1 protein-coding gene is annotated in these 21131 nt (G+C 39.7%); it reads left to right on the forward strand.

Annotation, left to right across the window (positions count from 1 at the left end; all coding sequences use genetic code 11):
- The first annotated feature begins 59 nt into the window (after positions 1-59).
- Positions 60-21080 carry a Calx-beta domain-containing protein gene (locus GWK10_RS17960; protein ID WP_204263174.1) on the forward strand — a complete coding sequence of 7007 codons (21021 nt, stop codon included), beginning with the start codon at positions 60-62 and terminating at the stop codon, positions 21078-21080.
- Positions 21081-21131 lie beyond the last annotated feature (51 nt).

Raw genomic sequence — 21131 nt, forward strand, 5'->3', positions numbered from 1 at the left:
CAATCATTGATGATAGTTTGGTAGAAGCTACCGAGAGCTTCTTCGCTAACTTAAGCAGTTTGAGTAATGGTCTTGTAACCATTAGTGATGCTCAGGGCGAGGGTACGATTAATGATAATGATGCAGCAAGTATTGCGATTAATGATATAACCGTAAGTGAAGCTGCAGGAACAGCAACTTTTACGGTGACCTTAACGGGTAATGTGCAAGGCGGTTTTCAAGTGAATTATGCTACAGCTAATGATTCAGCAATTGAACCAAATGATTACACTGATTCAACTGGAACGTTGACATTTGCCGGGGTAGATACAGAGACTCAAACCTTTACCGTTCCAATTATCGATGATACCAATGTTGAAAGTAGTGAGGATTACTTTGTAAACCTAAGTGGTATTACAAATACCTTAGTTACTATTGCCGATAATCAAGGGATAGGTACCATTACTGATAATGATAGTGCGAGTATCTCTATTGATGATGTAACAGTTTCTGAAAGTGCAGGTACCGCAACTTTTACAGTAACACTAACAGGTAACGTACAAGGCGGCTTTACTATCGATTATTCCACAGCAGATAATAGCGCTGTTGCTCCAGCAGATTATACAAGTACAACAGGTAGCTTAACGTTTACAGGTACTAATAATGAAACACAAACAATCACTGTACCTATTATAGATGATTTAGTAGTAGGATCAACCATTGATTATTTCGTGAACCTGAGTAATATCAGTAATACACTAGTAACCGTTGCTGACAATCAAGGTTTGGGCACAATCACTGATGATGATAATGCAAGTGTATCGATTAACGATGTAACAGTCAATGAAGGTGCTGGAACACTAACTTTTACAGTTACCTTAGATAATGCAGTACAAGGTGGTTTTGATATTGACTACGCTACTGCACAAAATACTGCCTTGGCTGGTGCAGATTATACAACAAGTAGTGGAACCTTAACTTTTGTAGGAACTGCGAGTGAGACACAAACCTTTACTGTTCCAATTACAGATGATAGTTTAGTAGAATCTAGTGAGAGTTTCTTTGCCGACTTAAGCAATCTGACTAATCCATTGGTTACGATAGCCGATGCACAGGGTATAGGAACAATTACGGATAATGATGCTGCTAGCATAGCGATTAATGATGTAACGGTAAGTGAGGCTGCGGGCACTGCGACCTTTACGGTGACTTTGACTGGAGATGTACAAGGTGGCTTCCAGGTAAATTATGCAACAGCTGATAATACAGCTACTGCTCCTAGTGATTATACTAATACTGGAGGTACCTTAACCTTTGCTGGAACTGATACGGAGACACAAACTTTCACTGTACCGATTATTGATGATGCATTGGTCGGTCCAGCAGAAGATTTCTTCGTCAATTTAAGTGGTATTACGAATACGTTAGTAACTATATCAGATGGTCAAGGTGTTGGTACTATTACTGATAATGATAGTGCGAGTATATCGATTGATGATGTAACAGTATCCGAGAGTGCAGGTACAGCAACTTTTACGGTAAGCTTGACTGGTGGTGTTGATGGTAGTTTTACTATCGATTATTCCACAGCAGATAATAGCGCTGTTGCTCCAGCAGATTATACAAGTACAACAGGTAGCTTAACGTTTACAGGTACTAATAATGAAACACAGACGATCACTGTACCTATTATAGATGATTTAGTAGTAGGACCTACCATTGATTATTTCGTGAACCTGAGTAATATCAGTAATACGCTAGTAACCGTTGCTGACAATCAAGGTTTGGGCACAATCACTGATGATGATAATGCAAGTGTATCGATTAACGATGTAACAGTCAATGAAGGTGCTGGAACACTAACTTTTACAGTTACCTTAGATAATGCAGTACAAGGTGGTTTTGATATTGACTACGCTACTGCACAAAACACGGCCTTGGCTGGTGCAGATTATACAACAAGTAGTGGAACTTTAACTTTTGTAGGAACTGCGAATGAGACACAAACCTTTACTGTTCCAATTACAGATGATAGTTTAGTAGAATCTAGTGAGAGTTTCTTTGCTGACTTAAGCAATCTGACTAATCCATTGGTTACGATAGCCGATGCACAGGGTATAGGAACAATTACTGATAATGATGCTGCTAGTATAGCGATTAATGATGTAACGGTAAGTGAGGCGGCTGGAACAGCAACCTTTACGGTGACTTTGACTGGAGATGTACAAGGTGGCTTCCAGGTAAATTATGCAACAGCTGATAATACAGCTACTGCTCCTAGTGATTATACTAATACTGGAGGTACCTTAACCTTTGCTGGAACTGATACGGAGACACAAACTTTCACTGTACCGATTATCGATGATTCATTAGTTGAACCTTCCGAGCTATTCTTGGCAGGAATCAGCGGTATAACGAATGCGTTGGTAACTATCTCAGATAATCAGGGAGAGGCGACCATAACTGACAACGATGCGGCTTCAATAGCGATCAATTCTATTACAGTAAATGAAGCTGTAGGAAACGCGGTACTTTCAGTTACTTTAACGGGAGATGTACAAGGTAGTTTTACAGTACAATATGATACTGCAAATAACACTGCAATTGCTCCAGGAGATTATACCGCAACAACAGCAGGTACGATAACATTTACAGGAAATGATACGGAAGTTCAAACGATAAGCATTCCAATAAGTGATGATGTATTAGTTGAAAGTTCAGAAGATTTCACGGTGACACTATCCAATATTAGTAATGTGCTAGTATCTAACGGAACTCCAATAGGAACTGTAACAATAACGGATAATGACAACGCGACCATTGCTATTAACGATGTAACGGTTGACGAGTCAGCTGGTACCGCAACCTTCGATGTTACACTTACGGGTGATGTACAAGGTGGCTTTACGGTAAATTATATAACTGCTGCAAATACAGCAATAGAAAACACGGACTATGATGCGGCTTCAGGTACCCTGACATTTGCTGGTACGAATAACGAAGTACAGAGTATTACGGTAACGATTAACGAAGATGCCTTAGTTGAGTCTACAGAAGATTACTTTGTAAATCTAAATACCATTAGTGTTGCTGCAGTTACTGCAACTGATAATCAAGGATTAGGTCAGATAACCGACAATGATTCAGCGAGTATAGCGATTGATGATGTAACGGTAAGTGAGGCTGCGGGCACAGCTACCTTTACGGTAACTTTAACTGGTGATGTACAAGGTGGCTTCCAGGTAAATTACGATACGGCGAGCGGTAGTGCAATTCAAAATACCGATTTCACTCAATCTAACGGGACCTTAACTTTTATTGGAACTGATACGGAGACACAGACTTTTACAGTAGCTATTGCAGATGACAATCTGGTTGAGCCAACCGAAAATTATGTGGTTAATCTTAGTGGTATAACAAATACACTAGTTACTATTTCTGATGCACAGGGTGAAGGCACTATCACTGATAATGATGCAGCAAGTATTGCGATAGATGATGTTACTGTAAACGAAAGCGCTGGTACCGCAACCTTAACTGTAACCTTAACAGGGAATACTCAAAGTGGTTTTACGGTAGATTATGCATCGACAGACAACACAGCAATTGCGCCCGGTGATTATACTACTAGTACTGGCACCTTAACATTTTCGGGAAATACTGGTGAACAGCAAACATTAGTTGTACCAATAGTAAACGATGTTTTGGTAGAACCAACTGAAAGTTTATTTGTAGATCTTTCAGGATTGAATACAACCTTGGTTACGATATCTGATGCTCAAGGAGAGATTTCCATTAACGATAATGATTCCGCAACAATTGCAATAAACGATGTAACTGTTGATGAGTCCGCTGGTACAGCAACCTTTGATATTACTCTAACCGGAGATGTACAGGGAGGCTTTACAGTAGATTATACAACTGCTGCAAACACGGCGATAGAAAACACGGATTACAATGCTGCATCTGGCACCCTAACATTTACAGGTACAAATAATGAAGTGCAAAGTATTACGGTTGCCATCAATGAAGATGCGTTAGTTGAACCTACTGAAGATTATTTCGTAAATCTAAATACCATCAGTGTTGCCGCAGTAACGGCTTCTGATAATCAAGGATTAGGTCAGATAACCGATAACGATGCGGCGAGCATAGCGATTAATGATGTTACAGTTAGCGAGGCAGATGGTACAGCAACCTTCACTGTAACCTTAACAGGTGATGTGCAAGGTGGGTTTAGTGTAGACTATGCTACTTCAGGTGTATCTGCTATTCAAAATACAGATTATACTGGAGCAACAGGAACGCTTAATTTTGTAGGAACCGACGCCGAAACACAAACATTTACTGTCGCCATTAATGACGATACTTTGGTAGAATCTACGGAAACTTATCTGGCAACATTAAGTGGACTTTCAACAACCTTAGTAACTATTTCTGATTCGCAGGGTACTGGTACAATAACTGATAATGATGCAGCCAGCATAGCAATTAACGATGTAACTGTTAACGAAAATAATGGAACTGCTACGGTAACGGTAACTCTTGCCGGAGATGTACAAGGTGGCTTTACTATTGATTATGATACTGCATCGGGAACTGCAATTCAAGGAACTGATTTTACAACATCCTCGGGTACACTTACTTTTACGGGGAACGATACCGAAACACAGACAATTACGATTCCTATTACAAACGATACACTCACCGAGGGTGATGAAAATTTTGTAGTGGATCTATCTGCCATCAGTAATACTTTAGTTACGATAGCTGATAATCAATCAACAGTAACAATTACTGATGATGATGTTGCGAGTATTAGCATTAACGATGTTAACGTTAGTGAAGGTGCTGGTACAGCGACCTTTACAGTTACCTTAACCGGGGATGTTCAAAGTGCATTCAGTGTTAACTATGCGACATCTGATAATACTGCAGTATCACCAAGTGACTTTCCTGCTTCGAGCGGTGTCTTAAACTTCACGGGCACCACCGGTGAAACACAAACATTTACTGTATCAATTGTTGATGACATACTGGTAGAAAGTAGTGAGAACTTTAGTGTGTTATTGAGCGGTATTAGCAATTCGCTAGTAACAATTGCTGACGATACTGGAGTTGGAACTATTAGCGATAATGATTCAGCTAACGTGGTAATCGACGATGTTACCGTTAACGAAGCGGCAGGCACAGCAACCTTTACGGTTACCTTAAGTGCTGCTGTTGCAGGTGGATTTACTATTGACTACATATCAACAGCGACTACCGCTATTGAAGGTACAGATTATACAGGTGTAAGTGGCACACTTAATTTTGCTGGTACTGCAGGTGAAACACAAACCGTAGTAGTATCTATTGCAGACGATAGCTTGGTTGAACCTAATGAAGGCTATACTATCGATTTAAGTAATATTAGTACCGTTCTTGTATCAATAGATGATTCACAAGGAGTTGGAACGATCACTGATAATGACGCCGCCAGTATTGTCATAAATGATATGTCTGTAGCTGAGAATGCTGGAAATGCAGTATTCACAGTTACTCTAACTGGCGATGTACAAGGCGGGTTTAGCGTTAATTACGGAACGGCAGGAAGTACGGCAATTCAGAATACAGACTTCACAGATACTGCAGGAACTCTAAACTTTGTTGGTACAACAGGAGAAACGCAGACGATAACAATTCCAATAATTGATGATACTTTATTAGAACCAACTGAAAACTACTTTATTAATTTAGGTGCCATTTCTAATACGCTGGTAACCATTAATGATCCTCAGGGAGAAGGCACAATAACCGATAATGATGCAGCAAGTATTGCGATAGATGATGTGACAGTAAATGAATCTGCAGGAACTGCCACTTTTACTGTTACCTTAACTGGTGATGTTCAAAGTGGTTTTACAGTCGATTATGCTACTGCTAGTAATACAGCTATACAAGGAACTGACTTTACCGCTGCGACCGGCACTCTGAGCTTTACAGGAACTAATAATGAAACACAAACATTTATAGTACCTATTACCAATGACAATCTGTTAGAAGCTACAGAAACCTATTTTGCAGATCTTTCAAATATTAGCAACACTAATATCACCATTACGACGGCTCAAGGTATTGGTACTATTACCGATGATGATTCAGCAAGTATTGCAATTGATGATGTGTCTGTTAATGAAGCTGCAGGCACTGCTACATTTACAGTAACCTTAACCGGAGATGTACAAGGATCGTTTGATGTTGATTTTGCTACGACGGATAATACGGCTACTGCTGCTGCGGATTATACTGCAAATACCGGAACCATTACTTTTACTGGAAATGATGCTGAAACGCAAACTATTACGGTTACAATAATAGATGATGCTGTAGCAGAATTAGCCGAAACGTATTTTGTTAATTTAAGTGGTATTACAAATCCACTAGTTACAGTTGCAGATGCTCAAGGTCTTGGTACAATAACTGATAACGACACTTCAGGAATTGCAATTGATGATGTAACTATTGATGAAAGTGGTGGTAATGCTATTTTTACGGTAACACTAACAGGAGCTATTGCTGGTGGATTTAGTGTTGATTTTAATACTTCCGGAAGTTCGGCATCGCAAGGAGTTGATTATACCGGAGTAAGCGGCACTTTGAATTTTGTTGGAACAGATGCAGAAACTCAGCAAATTATAGTTCCGATAACTGAAGATACTCTTGATGAAATAGATGAAATATTTAATGTTGATTTAAGTAATGTAAGTACGGCCTTAGTAACTATAAATGATGGACAAGGAGTTGGTACAATAACAGATAATGATACCTCAAGTATCAATATTGTAGATGTTATTGAAAATGAAAATAATGGTACGGTTACATTCACGGTTACACTTACTGGTGATGTGCAGGGAGGCTTTGATGTCAACTATGCAACTACCGATGGTACAGCCTTAAATCCTGCTGATTATGCGAATACTTCCGGAACATTATCTTTTGCAGGTACTAATGGCGAAACACAAAGCTTTACCGTCGCAATTGTAGATGATACACTTCTAGAGGCAGATGAAACCTTTACTATAGACCTTAGTGGTGTTACAAATGCTTTAGTAACTGTTACTAATAGTCAGGCAACAGCAACCATTACCGATAACGATGCAGCCTCACTTTCTATTGATGATATTACGGTTAATGAAGCAGCTGGTACTGCAACTTTTACAGTAACCTTAACTGGTGATGTTCAGGGCGGATTTGATATTAATTATGCAACTGCTGACAATACGGCCTTAGCAGGATCGGATTATACAGCTAATTCCGGCACACTAACCTTTGCAGGTACAAATAATGAAACGCAGCAAGTAATAGTAAATATTACCGATGATACATTGCTAGAAACAACTGAAGGCTATTTTGTAAATCTTTCGGGAATTACCAATGCGCTAGTAAACGTAACCAAACCCCAAGGTATCGGTACAATAACTGATAATGATACAGCGACGCTTACAATCGATGATGTTACAGTTAATGAAAATGCAGGTACCGCTGTATTTACAATAACACTTACTGGGGCAGTGCAGGATGCTTTTGTCGTTAGTTATACCACTGCTAATAATACAGCTATTGAGCCTGGTGATTATACGACTGTTACTGGTAATTTAAATTTTGCTGGAACTAACGGGGAAACAAAAACAGTAATTGTTCCTATTATAGATGACGTTCTCGTTGAATTGGATGAGACTTATTTTGTCAATATTACCGGGGCTACAAATCCGCTTGTAGTTGTTGGAGATTCACAGGGTCTGGGAACCATTACCGATAATGATGCTGCTTCTCTGGCAATTGATGATGTGACCGTTAATGAAACTGCGGGAACCGCAGTGTTTACTGTAACACTTAGCGGAGATGTACAAAGTGCGTTTAGTATTAATTATGTTTCGTCAGGTGTTACCGCTATTGAAAATACCGATTATACAGGTGTAACTGGTACCTTAAATTTTGCTGGAACCGATGGGGAAAACCAAACAATCACAGTAGCAATTACAGATGATTTATTAGTTGAAGCAAATGAAACTTATAATATAGACCTTTCGGGTATAACAAATACGCTTGTTAGTGTTACCAAAGCGCAAGGTGTCGGTACTATTACCGATAATGATGCTGCGAGTGTTGCCATCGATGATATATCTGTTAACGAAAATGCAGGCACCGCCACCTTTACTGTTACACTTACAGGGGCTGTTCAGGGCGGATTCGATATAGACTTTACTACCGCAGATGATACTGCAGTAGCTGGTTCAGATTATGCTGCAAACGCAGGGACTTTGACCTTTGTCGGAACTAATACAGAAACACAAACAATAACAGTTAATATTACAGATGATAGCCTACTCGAGCCTACCGAGACTTATTTTGTAAATCTATCAAACATCACTAACAATCTGGTAACCTTAAGCGATTCTCAGGGATTAGGTAGTATTACGAATGATGATGCTGCGACCATAGCAATTAACGATGTTACGGTTAACGAAGCAGCCGGTACTGCCGACTTTACGGTTACACTAACTGGAGATGTACAAGGAAGCTTCACACTGGATTTCCTTACATCGCAGAACACTGCTATCGAAAATACAGATTATACAATAGGAAGTGGTACATTAACATTTGCGGGTACTGACACTGAAACACAAACAATTTCCATTTCAATCACTGATGATTTACTACTGGAAAATACAGAGACGTTTAATGTTGGACTAAGTAACCTAAGCAATGCTCTAGTAACCTTTAGCGATTCTCAGGGTGAAGGTACTATTACTGATAATGATGCGGCAAGTATTGCAATTGATGATGTTTCAGTAAATGAAGCTGCGGGTACTGCTACTTTTACCGTCACTTTAACAGGAGCGGTTCAAGGTGGATTTACGGCGAATTATGCTACCGCTGATAATACAGCTATAGCGGGAGCCGACTATACCAGCACCACAGGAACTCTTACTTTTGCTGGTACGGATGCGGAAACGCAAACGATTACCATAGCGATAGCAGATGATAATTTGGTAGAGCCTTCTGAAGACTACTTTGTGAATATTACTTCGGTAAGTAATGCCCTTGTCACTGTTGCTGATAATCAGGGATTAGGTACAATAACCGATAATGATGCTGCATCTGTAGCGATTGATGATATAACTGTTGCGGAGGATGCCGGTACCGCCACTTTTACTGTCACTTTAACTGGTGATGTTCAGGGCGGATTTGATATTAATTATGCTACTGCAGATGATAGCGCGCTTGCAGGGTCAGATTATACTACAACATCGGGCATATTGAATTTTGCTGGTACAAACGGAGAAACGCAAACCATTACCGTATCAATTACCGATGACGTTTTATTAGAAGCCGCTGAAACTTATTTCGTTAATCTTTCAGGAATTACAAATACGCTGGTTACTGTTTCAGATTCTCAGGGCTTGGGTACGATTACCGATAATGATGCTGCAAGTCTTGCAATAGATGATGTGATAGTAAATGAAAATGCAGGTACTGCAACCTTTACAGTAACGTTAACAGGGGATGTACAGAATAGCTTTACAGTTAATTATACTACTGCTTCAGGAACTGCAATACAGGATACCGATTATACAGGCACTGCGGGAACATTAAATTTCACGGGTACAACCGGAGAAACGCAAACCATCACTATTTCTATTGCTGATGATACTTTGGTGGAATTAGCTGAAAATTATTTTGTGGACTTAAGTGGTGTTAGTAATGCACTTGTCACATTAGCTGATGCTAGAGGAGAAGGTACCATTACTGATAACGATGCGGCAAGTATTAGCATTAATGATGTTTCAGTAAACGAAGCTGCTGGTACAGCTACCTTTAATGTTACACTAACAGGGGATGTTCAAGGTGCTTTCACGGTGAATTATCAAACAGCTGATAATACTGCATTGGTAGGTGCTGATTATTCAAATTCGACAGGCACGCTTAATTTCACAGGAAACAATGGTGAGATACGAACGGTTACTGTTGTTATCTCTGATGATAGTTTGGTTGAACCAACAGAAGATTATTTTGTCAATTTAACTGCTGTTAGCAATGTATTAGTAACGATAGCAGATAATCAAGGATTAGGTACGATCACAGACAATGATAATGCAACAGTTTCTATTGATGATGTTACGGTTTCAGAAGGTGCTGGTACAGCTACTTTTACGGTCACTTTAACTGGTGACGTACAAGGAGGCTTTGATATTGATTATGCTTCTGCGGATGATACTGCACTTGCAGGATCGGATTATACAGCTGTAACCAATACCTTAACGTTTGTTGGAACAAATAACGAAACGCAAACTATTATAGTTCCAATTACTGAGGATGCACTTCTAGAGGATCTTGAAACCTATTTTATTAACTTAAGTGGTATTACAAATACATTGGTTACTGTTGTCGATGCCCAAGGACTTGGAAGTATTACGAATAACGACGCAGCATCCTTGGCGATTAATGATATCACGGTAGATGAATCAATAGGCAATGCTACCTTAACGGTTACATTAACTGGCGATGTTCAAGGAAGTTTTTCAGTAGATTATGCTACTGCTTCGAACAATGCGATTCAGGATGTAGACTATACAGGAACTTCGGGTACATTGACCTTTGTTGGTACTGATACAGAGACACAAACGATTATCGTTCCAATTACTGACGACAGTTTATTAGAAAGTACAGAGTCATTCTTTGTTAACCTTAGCTCATTAACCAATCCTTTAGTAACCTTGGCAGATGCACAGGGAGAAGTAACTATTACCGATAATGATCTTTCTGGAATAAGCATCGATGATATTGCCGTTGCCGAAGATGCCGGAACAGCTACGTTTACAGTTACGTTAACTGGAGCGGTTCAGGGAGGCTTTACCGTAGATTGGGCAACTTCCGATGATTCTGCTATTGCTCCTGGAGATTATGTAGCCGATAATAATACCTTAACTTTTGTTGGGACAGATGGAGAAACCCAAACGATTACGATTACGATAAACGAAGATACTTTCGTTGAATTTAGTGAAGATTATTTCGTTAATCTCTCAAATATTAGCAATGCCTTAGTAAATATTACAACTCCACAAGGAGTTGGTACAATTACTGATAATGACTCTGCTAATATTGTCATTAACGATGTTACAGTTGATGAAGATGCGGGTAATGCTGTATTTACCGTAACACTTTCTGGCAGCGATGTTCCTGGCGGATTTAATGTTCAGTTTGATACTGCAGACGGAACCGCCGTGGCACCTGGAGATTATACTGCTTCAGTTGCTGGAGTAATATCATTTGTGGGTACAGATGGCGAGACACAACCTATTACCATTCCGATACAGGATGATAATTTAGTAGAAAGTTTAGAAGATTATACAGTTAACCTGTCTAACTTAAGTACCGTATTGGTTACCATTAATGACGGAACTGGTCTTGGACAAATTAATGATAATGACAACGCTAGTATCGCAATAAATGATGTAACTGTAAATGAAGCTGCTGGAACTGCCCAATATGAAGTATTACTTACTGGTGCTGTACAAGGCGGATTCACTGTAGACTATGCAACTAGTGATAACACGGCAAACGATCCGGCAGATTACACTGCTCAAACAGGCACATTAACATTTGCAGGTACAAACTTTGAAATTCAAACTATCACAGTACCAATTATTGATGATAACGTTCGCGAGGCGACGGAGAGTTTCTTTACCAACCTAAGTTCGATTAGTAATGGTTTAGTGACCATTAGCGATGCACAGGGAATCACCAGAATAACTGACAATGATGCAGCGAATATCGACATCAATAGTGTAGTAGTTGATGAAAGTGCTGGAGTAGCCACTTTTACAGTAACATTAACAGGAAATGTACAAGGCGGATTCACCGTAAACTATGCAACTACAAACGACACAGCAGTTCAGCCAGATGATTATACGATATCTTCAGGAACACTTACGTTTGTTGGTACAGATACAGAGCAACAAACGTTTACAGTACCAATTATTGATGATGCGGTTTTAGAAAGTTCTGAGGATTTCTTTGCTAATTTATCAGGAATAAGCAATAACCTAGTAGATGTTACTACACCGCAAGGTATAGCTACTATTACCGATAATGATGCAGCTAGCATTAGTATCAATGATGTTTCTGTTGCAGAAGATGCGGGTACAGCGACCTTCATAGTAACGCTAAATGGGGCCGTGCAAGGCGGCACAGATGTTGATTTTGCGGCAGCAGATGTTTCTGCAATAAGTCCAGGTGATTATTCCGTGACGGCTGGAACGGTTTCATTTGTCGGAACTAATGGCGAAACACAAACAATTACAGTTACTATTAACGATGATACTTTAGTAGAACCTACAGAAACGTACAATATTGACCTTAGTAATATTTCGAATGGACTAGTAACTTTTACTGATAATCAAGGTCTCGGAACTATTACGGATAACGATACAGCAAGCGTTGCTATCAATGATATTACTGTTAATGAAGCTGCTGGCACTGCAACCTTGACAGCTACATTAACTGGTGATGTTCAGGGTGGATTTGATATAAATTATCAAACAACAAATAATACTGCAGTTCAACCTGGAGATTATACATCGACCACAGGGACGCTAACATTTACAGGTACAACAGGCGAAGCTTTAACTATTAATATTCCAATAATTGATGATAGTGTATTAGAGCCTTCAGAAAATTTATTTGTTGACCTTAGTGGTATTACTAATACGTTGGTGACAGTAATTGATGCACAAGGAGAAATTACAATTACTGATAATGATGCTGCAAGCATAGCGATTAATTCGATAACTGTAGATGAAGCAATAGGCAATGCCATACTTAATGTTACATTAACTGGAGACGTTCAGGGAAGTTTTACTGTAGAATATGACACTACGGATAATACTGCTGTAGCTCCAGGTGATTATAATGCAGTTACCAGTGGGGTAGTGACCTTCACTGGAAATGATGCTGAGGTACAAACCATTAGTATTCCAATTGCAGACGATTTATTGTTAGAAAGTACAGAAGATTTTGCAGTAACCTTATCAAACTTAAGTAACGTTTTAGTAGGTAATCCGACACCAACCGGAACTATTACAATTACTGATAACGATAGTGCTGAAGTCAACATTAATGATGTTACCGTAAATGAAGCTGCTGGTACTGCAACCTTTGATGTTACGTTAACGGGAGCTGTTCAAGGAGGTTTTGATATTGATTTTGCAGGAGCTAATGGTACTGCTACCGATCCAGATGATTTTACTTTGACAAATGGTACCTTATCATTTGCAGGAACAGATGGTGAGATACAGCAAATTACTGTTACTATTGTGGACGATAGTTTATTAGAAGCTAGTGAAGATTATACCATCACATTAAGTAATATTACTAACACCTTAGTTGTTATCAATACTGCAATTGGTACAGGAACAATTACAGATAATGATGTAGCAAGCATTGCAATTGATGATGTCACTGTAAATGAAGCTGCAGGAACCGCAACTCTTAATGTGACCTTAACAGGTGATGTTCAAGGAGGTTTTGCAGTGAACTATGCTACTGCTGATAACACAGCAGCGCAACCAGGCGATTATACATCGAGTTCTGGAATATTAAACTTTGTTGGAACTGACGCAGAAGTACAACCATTTACGATTCCTATTATTGATGATAATCTCTTAGAAACGGTTGAGGATTTTGTGGCTAATCTAAGCGGAATTACCAATACTTTGGTTACGATATCTGATGCTACGGGTACGGTAACAATAACTGATAATGATGCAGCATCCTTGGCTATTAATGATGTCTCAGTCGCTGAAGATGCGGGCATAGCAACCTTTACCGTTACCTTAACTGGAAATGTTCAGGGAGCGTTTACGGTAGATTATCAAACTGCACAGAATACAGCTATTGAAAATTCTGATTACACAGCAACTACAGGAACACTTAACTTTACTGGTGCTGATGCCGAAACAAGAACTTTCGTCGTTCCTATTCTTGAAGATACTCTGGTAGAACCAACTGAAGACTATTTTGCAAATCTGATTTCAGTGAGTAATGCCTTAATAACCTTCAGCGATTCGCAAGGTCTAGGTTCAATAACTGATAATGACAATGCAGATGTTAATATAGATAGTGTTACCGTTGATGAAGATGCCGGTACGGCAACATTTACAGTAACGCTTACTGGTGATGTTCAAGGTGGCTTTGATATTGACTTTGCAACAGCTGATGGTACTGCAGTGCAGCCCGGTGATTATACAACAACAAATGGTACGTTGACCTTTGTAGGAAATGATGGCGAGACACAGACAATCACGGTTCCAATTATCGATGATTTATTGGTAGAACCTAATGAAGATTATACAGTAACGATAAGTAATATTAGCAATACCCTAGTTACAATTGGTACTAATGTTGGCACGGGTACTATTACAGATCAGGATAACGCATCCGTTGTGATCGATGATGTAATTGTAGCAGAAAATGCAGGTACAGCTACATTTACAGTTACCTTGACAGGAGCAGTTCAAGGCGGATTTACTCTAGATTATTTAACGGCAGAAGATACCGCGATTCAAAACACAGATTATGATGCGGCTGCGGGTACACTAACGTTTGCAGGTACTGACGGAGAAACACAAACAATAACTGTAAACATTACTGATGATACCTTGTTGGAGCCAGATGAAACTTATTTTGTTGATTTAGCCTCTATATCGAATCCGTTGGTAATGGTTCTTGATGCACAAGGTTTAGGAACAATTACCAATGATGATGTGGCGAGCATTGCTATAAATGATCAAGTTGTTAATGAAGATGCGGGAACTGCAACCTTTACAGTTACATTAACTGGTGATGTTCAAAACGGCTTCAGTATCGATTATACTTCCGCAGATAATACCGCTAACCAAGGTGCGGATTATGATGCGGTATCGGGTACGCTTACGTTTACTGGAACAACAGGAGAAACAATGAACATCACTGTAAATATTACAGATGATACCTTGTTGGAACCAACAGAGGATTACTTCGTAAACCTTATTAATATTTCAAATACCAATGTTACCGTAACAGATGGGCAAGGTCTGGGAACAATCAATGATAACGACGCTGCCGTGCTAGATATAGCAGGTCCGGTTACAGTGAATGAAGCTGCAGGAACAGCTACGTTTATAGTAACGCTAACTGGCGATGTTCAAGGTAGTTTTGATGTTGACTATGCAACCGCTGATGGTACCGCCTTGGCAGGATCAGATTATACCGCAGTGGCGGCTAGCTTAACCTTTGCCGGGACTGATGGAGAACAACAGCTTATTACAGTAAACATAACTGACGATGCGTTCGTAGAACCTACTGAAGATTATACGGTAACCATAAGCAATGTGTCAAACACGTTAATAGGCTTGGGTACAACTATAGCAACAGGAAATATTGCTGATAACGATACTGCAGATCTTAGTATTGACGATGTGTCAGTTGACGAAGCTGCAGGTACTGCAACCTTTACTGTGACATTAACAGGTGGCGTACAGGATCCGTTTAGTATTGATTATGCAACAAGTAATGGTACCGCCGTTGAGCCATCAGATTATGCAGCAAATACAGGAACACTAAACTTCACGGGTACCGATGGAGAAACTCAGACTATAACAATCAATATTATTGACGATGCGATTCTTGAAACTACTGAAGATTACTTCGTAACACTATCAGGGATTTCTACCCCATTGGTAAACGTTGCTGGTGCTTCTGGTCTTGGTGAGATCACTAATAACGATGCTTCAAGCCTGGCTATTAATGATGTAACAGTTGCAGAGGATGCGGGTGTAGCTATATTTGAAGTAACCCTCACAGGTGGAGTACAAGGTAGCTTTACAGTAGATTACGCAACTAGTGGAGGTACAGCCGTTCAGGATACAGATTATACAGGAACTACAGGTACGCTCACATTTGTTGGAACCGATGCAGAAGTGCAAACCATAACTGTTCCTATTATTGATGATAATGTATTGGAGCCACTTGAAAACTATGTGGTCAATTTAGTGTCGGTAAGCAATACTGATATCACCTTTAGCGACGCACAGGGAGATGGAGGTATTACAGATAATGATGTTGCTAGTATCGATATTACGAATATAACAGTAAACGAGGCTGATGGAAATGCCGTTTTCGATGTAGTGTTAACGGGGAATGTCCAAGACGGATTTACAGTTGATTTCACAACAGTAGGAAATACAGCAACCTTGGGAACTGATTTCACCGCATCGGCTGGAACGTTGACCTTTGTTGGAAATGACGCTGAGGTACTTCAAATAACAGTACCGATTATTGATGATCTAATTGTAGAGCCAACGGAAGACTATAATGTCAATCTATCCAATATTAGTAATACGGCAGTAACAATTACCAATGCTTCTGCAACCGGTGAAATACTTGATAATGACAATGCTTCGATTGCAATTAATGATATTACGGTAAACGAAGCTGATGGTACCGCAATACTTGTAATAACATTAACAGGAGGAGTGCAAGGCGGACTATCTGTAGATTTTGACTCAGCAGATAATAGCGCAGTATCACCTGATGATTTCACGGCCGTTTCCGGAACTGCTAACTTCGTTGGAACGGATGGCGAAACGCAGAATGTTACCATTACTATAGTGGATGATATAGATCCTGAAAATGCGGAGTCCTTGTTTGTTAATCTAAGTAATCTAAGTACACCACTAGTTACCATTGATGATGCTTCGGGTGAGGTGACAATAATAGATACCGATATTGCCGTAAATCCTGATATAGAAAGTACTAATGAGGACACTGCTGTTGATATTGCTGTCTTGGCAAACGATTTATTCGCTAGTAATGATACTGTAGTAGTTACATCAACGACAACTCCAGCTAATGGTACGGTAGTTATTAATGGGGATGGTACAATAACATATACACCTGCCGGAGATTATACGGGTATAGATACATTTGATTATACCGTAACCGTGACACATCCTGATAGCAGTACTTCGACAGGAACAGCAACGGTAACGGTTAATGTGTTGACGCAACCAGATGTAGTGCCAGACACTATTGTGGTGGCAGAAGATGATACTGTTACATTCAATCCATTGGATAATGATCTTTATTCTGGTAGCACGGCTGTTATAACATCAGTCGGCGTAAATATTACTCCAGCTAATGGCACAGTAGTTCTAAATGGAGATGGTACGGTAACGTACACTCCAGACCCAGATTATTTTGGTACAGATACTTACAGTTACACGGTGACTGTGACAAATCCGGATGGCAGTACTACTACAGAAACGACCACAGTTTCGGTTATCATAAATCAAGTAAATGATGCAATAGATGATAGTATTACAACAGCAGAGGATACTCCAATAAACTTTGATGCATTTGTTAATGACACTTTTGATCCGACCACGACTATTGATAATATAGTAATAACAGGTCCGACTAACGGAACCGTAGTAGTCGAAGGTGATGGTACATTCACATACACGCCAGCTCCGGATTATAACGGTCCTGATGCCTTTATTTATGAAGTGACGGCGACCAATTCAAACGGATTTACATTTACGGAATCAGCAACTGTGAATGTTAACATAACTCCGGTGGCTGATGCATTTGACGATCTGGTAATTACTGATGAAGATGTTGCTGTCAATTTTGATCCATTGGCAAATGATACCTTCGAGCCAACGACCAATGTGTCTGTTACCAGCGTTACCCAGCCTTTAAATGGCGTGGTTACCATTGAACCAGATGGCACGCTAACATACACGCCAACACCAGATTTTGATGGTACGGAGACGTTTGAATACACAGTTACAGTTACAAATGGTGATGGTAGTACATCAACTGAAACCGCAACGGTAACAGTTACTGTAAATCCTGTTCAGGATGCGTTTGATGATAACAGAACAATAGATGAGGATAGCGGTACATTGACTATTGATGTACTTACAAATGACACCTATGATCCAAGTTCTAGGATTTTTGTAACATCGACTACAACACCAGCAAATGGTACGGTAACGATTAATCCTGACAATACGGTAGATTATACACCAAATCCTGACTTTAATGGTTTTGATCAGTTTGACTATGAAGTAACTTTAAGTATAGATGGTACCGCCTTTACTACTGAAACTGCTACGGTATTTATTACCGTAAACCCAGTTCAGGATTCCTTTGATGATACGGCGACTACAGATGAAGATACACCAGTTACAATTGACGTATTGGCTAATGACACTTATGATTCGGCAACTAACCTTGCTGTAACGTCTACTACAAGTCCTGCAAATGGTACAGTAACTATTAATGCTGATAATACGGTTACTTACACGCCAAATTCAGACTTCAATGGTACTGATTCGTTTGACTATGTAGTAACGGTAACCAATGCCGACGGAAGTACAACTACAGAAACAGCTACTGTCACGATAACTGTGAATCCTATTGCAGATACCGTTGATGATACAGCAACAACAGATGAAGATATTCCCGTGACTATTGATGTATTAGCAAATGATACCTTCGGTTCTGGAACAAATCTTGCAGTAACATCAACTACAACACCGGCAAATGGTACGATTACAATAAATGCTGATAATACAGTAACCTATACTCCTGATGCCGACTTTAACGGAACTGATACTTTTGATTATGAAGTTACAGTAACCAATGCAGATGGAAGTACAACTACTGAAACTGCAACAGTAACGGTTACTGTGAATCCTATAGCCGATGCTATTGATGATGCTGCAACTACACTAGAGGATACAGCAGTAACTGTTGATGTACTGACTAATGATACCTTTACAAGTACAAACATAGCTGTTACATCAACAACAACGCCTGCAAATGGTACAGTAACGATTAATGGAGATAACACGGTAACGTATACGCCAAATGCAGACTTTAATGGTACAGATACGTTCGATTATACGGTAACTGTTACAAATGGAGATGGCAGTACTTCAACAGAAACGGCTACTGTAACGGTTGATGTTACTCCTGTTGACGATGCTATTGACGATACTGCGACTACTGATGAAGATACTCCAGTGACGATCGATGTGTTAGCCAACGATACGTTCACAAACACTAATATTTCGATTTCAATTGATACGGATCCTGCCAATGGTACTGTTGTTGTAAATGCTGATAATACAATTACATATACTCCAGGGCCTGATTTTAGCGGAACAGATACATTTGTTTACGAGGTAACGGTAACGAATGCTGATGGTACCCAAACTACCGAAACGGCGGTGGTGACGATTACGGTAAATCCAATACCAGATGCAATTGATGATACAGCATCTACTGATGAAGATACTACAGCAACGATCGATGTGTTGGCAAACGATACATTTATCAATACAAATATTGCCGTAACTAGTGTAACATCACCTACCTATGGTGTAGTAACAATAAATGCGGATAACACTATCAACTATGTGCCAGAAGCTGATTTTGTAGGTACAGATACATTTGATTACGAAGTAACAATAACCTTTGCTGATGGTAGTACTGAAACTGATACAGCTACCGTAACAATAACTGTCAATCCAATAGCAGATGTAGAAGATGATGCGGATACAACAGAATTCGAAACACCAATAACAGTTGATGTATTAGCAAACGATACATTCGAAGGGACAAGTATTGCTGTCACTGCGGTATCAACTCCTGCAAATGGTACAGTAGTTATAAATGCAGACAATACGGTTACCTATACACCAAATACCAATTTCTTTGGTACAGATACGTTTACATATACCGTTACGGTAACACATTCTGATGGTACAACAAATACAGAAACAGCTACTGTAACAATTACTGTTAACGAACAGCTAATCGATGCAATTGATGATACTAATGCCGTGTTAGCAGATGGTCCTAATGGTCAAATAGCGATTCTTAATGTATTAGATAACGATATATTAGGTACTGGTGCTCCTACAACGGCGGAGGTAACAATCACCGTGATAACTCCAGATCCGGATGGTGTGTTAACACTCAATCCTGACGGAACGGTCGATGTTGCTCCAGGCACGCCAACGGGAATATATACCATAGAATATCAAATTTGTGAGATTATTAATCCGACTAATTGTGATACAGCTATTATAATTATTGCCGTAGATGGTGATAATGATGGTGATGGTATTTATGACTCGATCGATCTTGATGATGACAACGACGGTATTCCAGATCTTGTTGAAGAAGGTGGTACTCCGGGTCGCGACACCGATGGTGACGGTATTCCAGATATTTATGACCTAGATTCTGACGGCGATGGTGTATCTGATTTACATGAAGCTGGTCATGATGGAGTAGATGCTGATAATGATGGTACAGTAGATGGGCCATATGGAACTAACGGTCTGGCCGATTCTGTTGAAACAAGCCCGGATAGCGATAGCACTAATTATAATACACAAGATACTGATGGTGATGGTGAATTCGATTTCCAAGATGTAGATGACGATGGTGATGACGTATGGACGATATTTGAAGGTGCTGATCCTGATGGTGACGGAAACCCAAATACTGGAGATACACAAGATACTGATGGTGACGGCGTACCGGATTACCTAGACAATGACGATGACGGAGATAACATTGCTACGATCGACGAGAATCCAGATCCGAACGGAGACGGTGAACCACTTGATGCATTCGATGCGGACGGTGATGGTATTCCGGATTATTTAGAGCCAAATAATGCAGATTTAGAAGAAGAAGTTGAGGTATATAATGTAATTACACCAAATGGTGATGGCGACCACGATCGATTAATCATCCGTAATCTGGAGAATTATCCGAACAATACACTTACCATCTTTAACCGTTGGGGTGTTGAAGTCTTTAAATCACAAGGGTATGGTCAGGACGGACGATTCTTTAGAGGCGTATCTGAAGGTCGTGTTACGGTACAACAGCAAAAAGAGTTACCTGTAGGTACATATTATTATATATTAACCTACGTTAAGGATTCAGGCGAAGAAGTGAGGAAAGCGGGATATATTTATATTCAGCGATAAAACAAAATGTCAGTTCGAGTGATTTTTCTGAGGTACGGAAGAAAAATAGTA

Origin of the sequence: Spongiivirga citrea (assembly GCF_010671565.1) — a bacterium.
Lineage (GTDB): Bacteria > Bacteroidota > Bacteroidia > Flavobacteriales > Flavobacteriaceae > Spongiivirga > Spongiivirga citrea.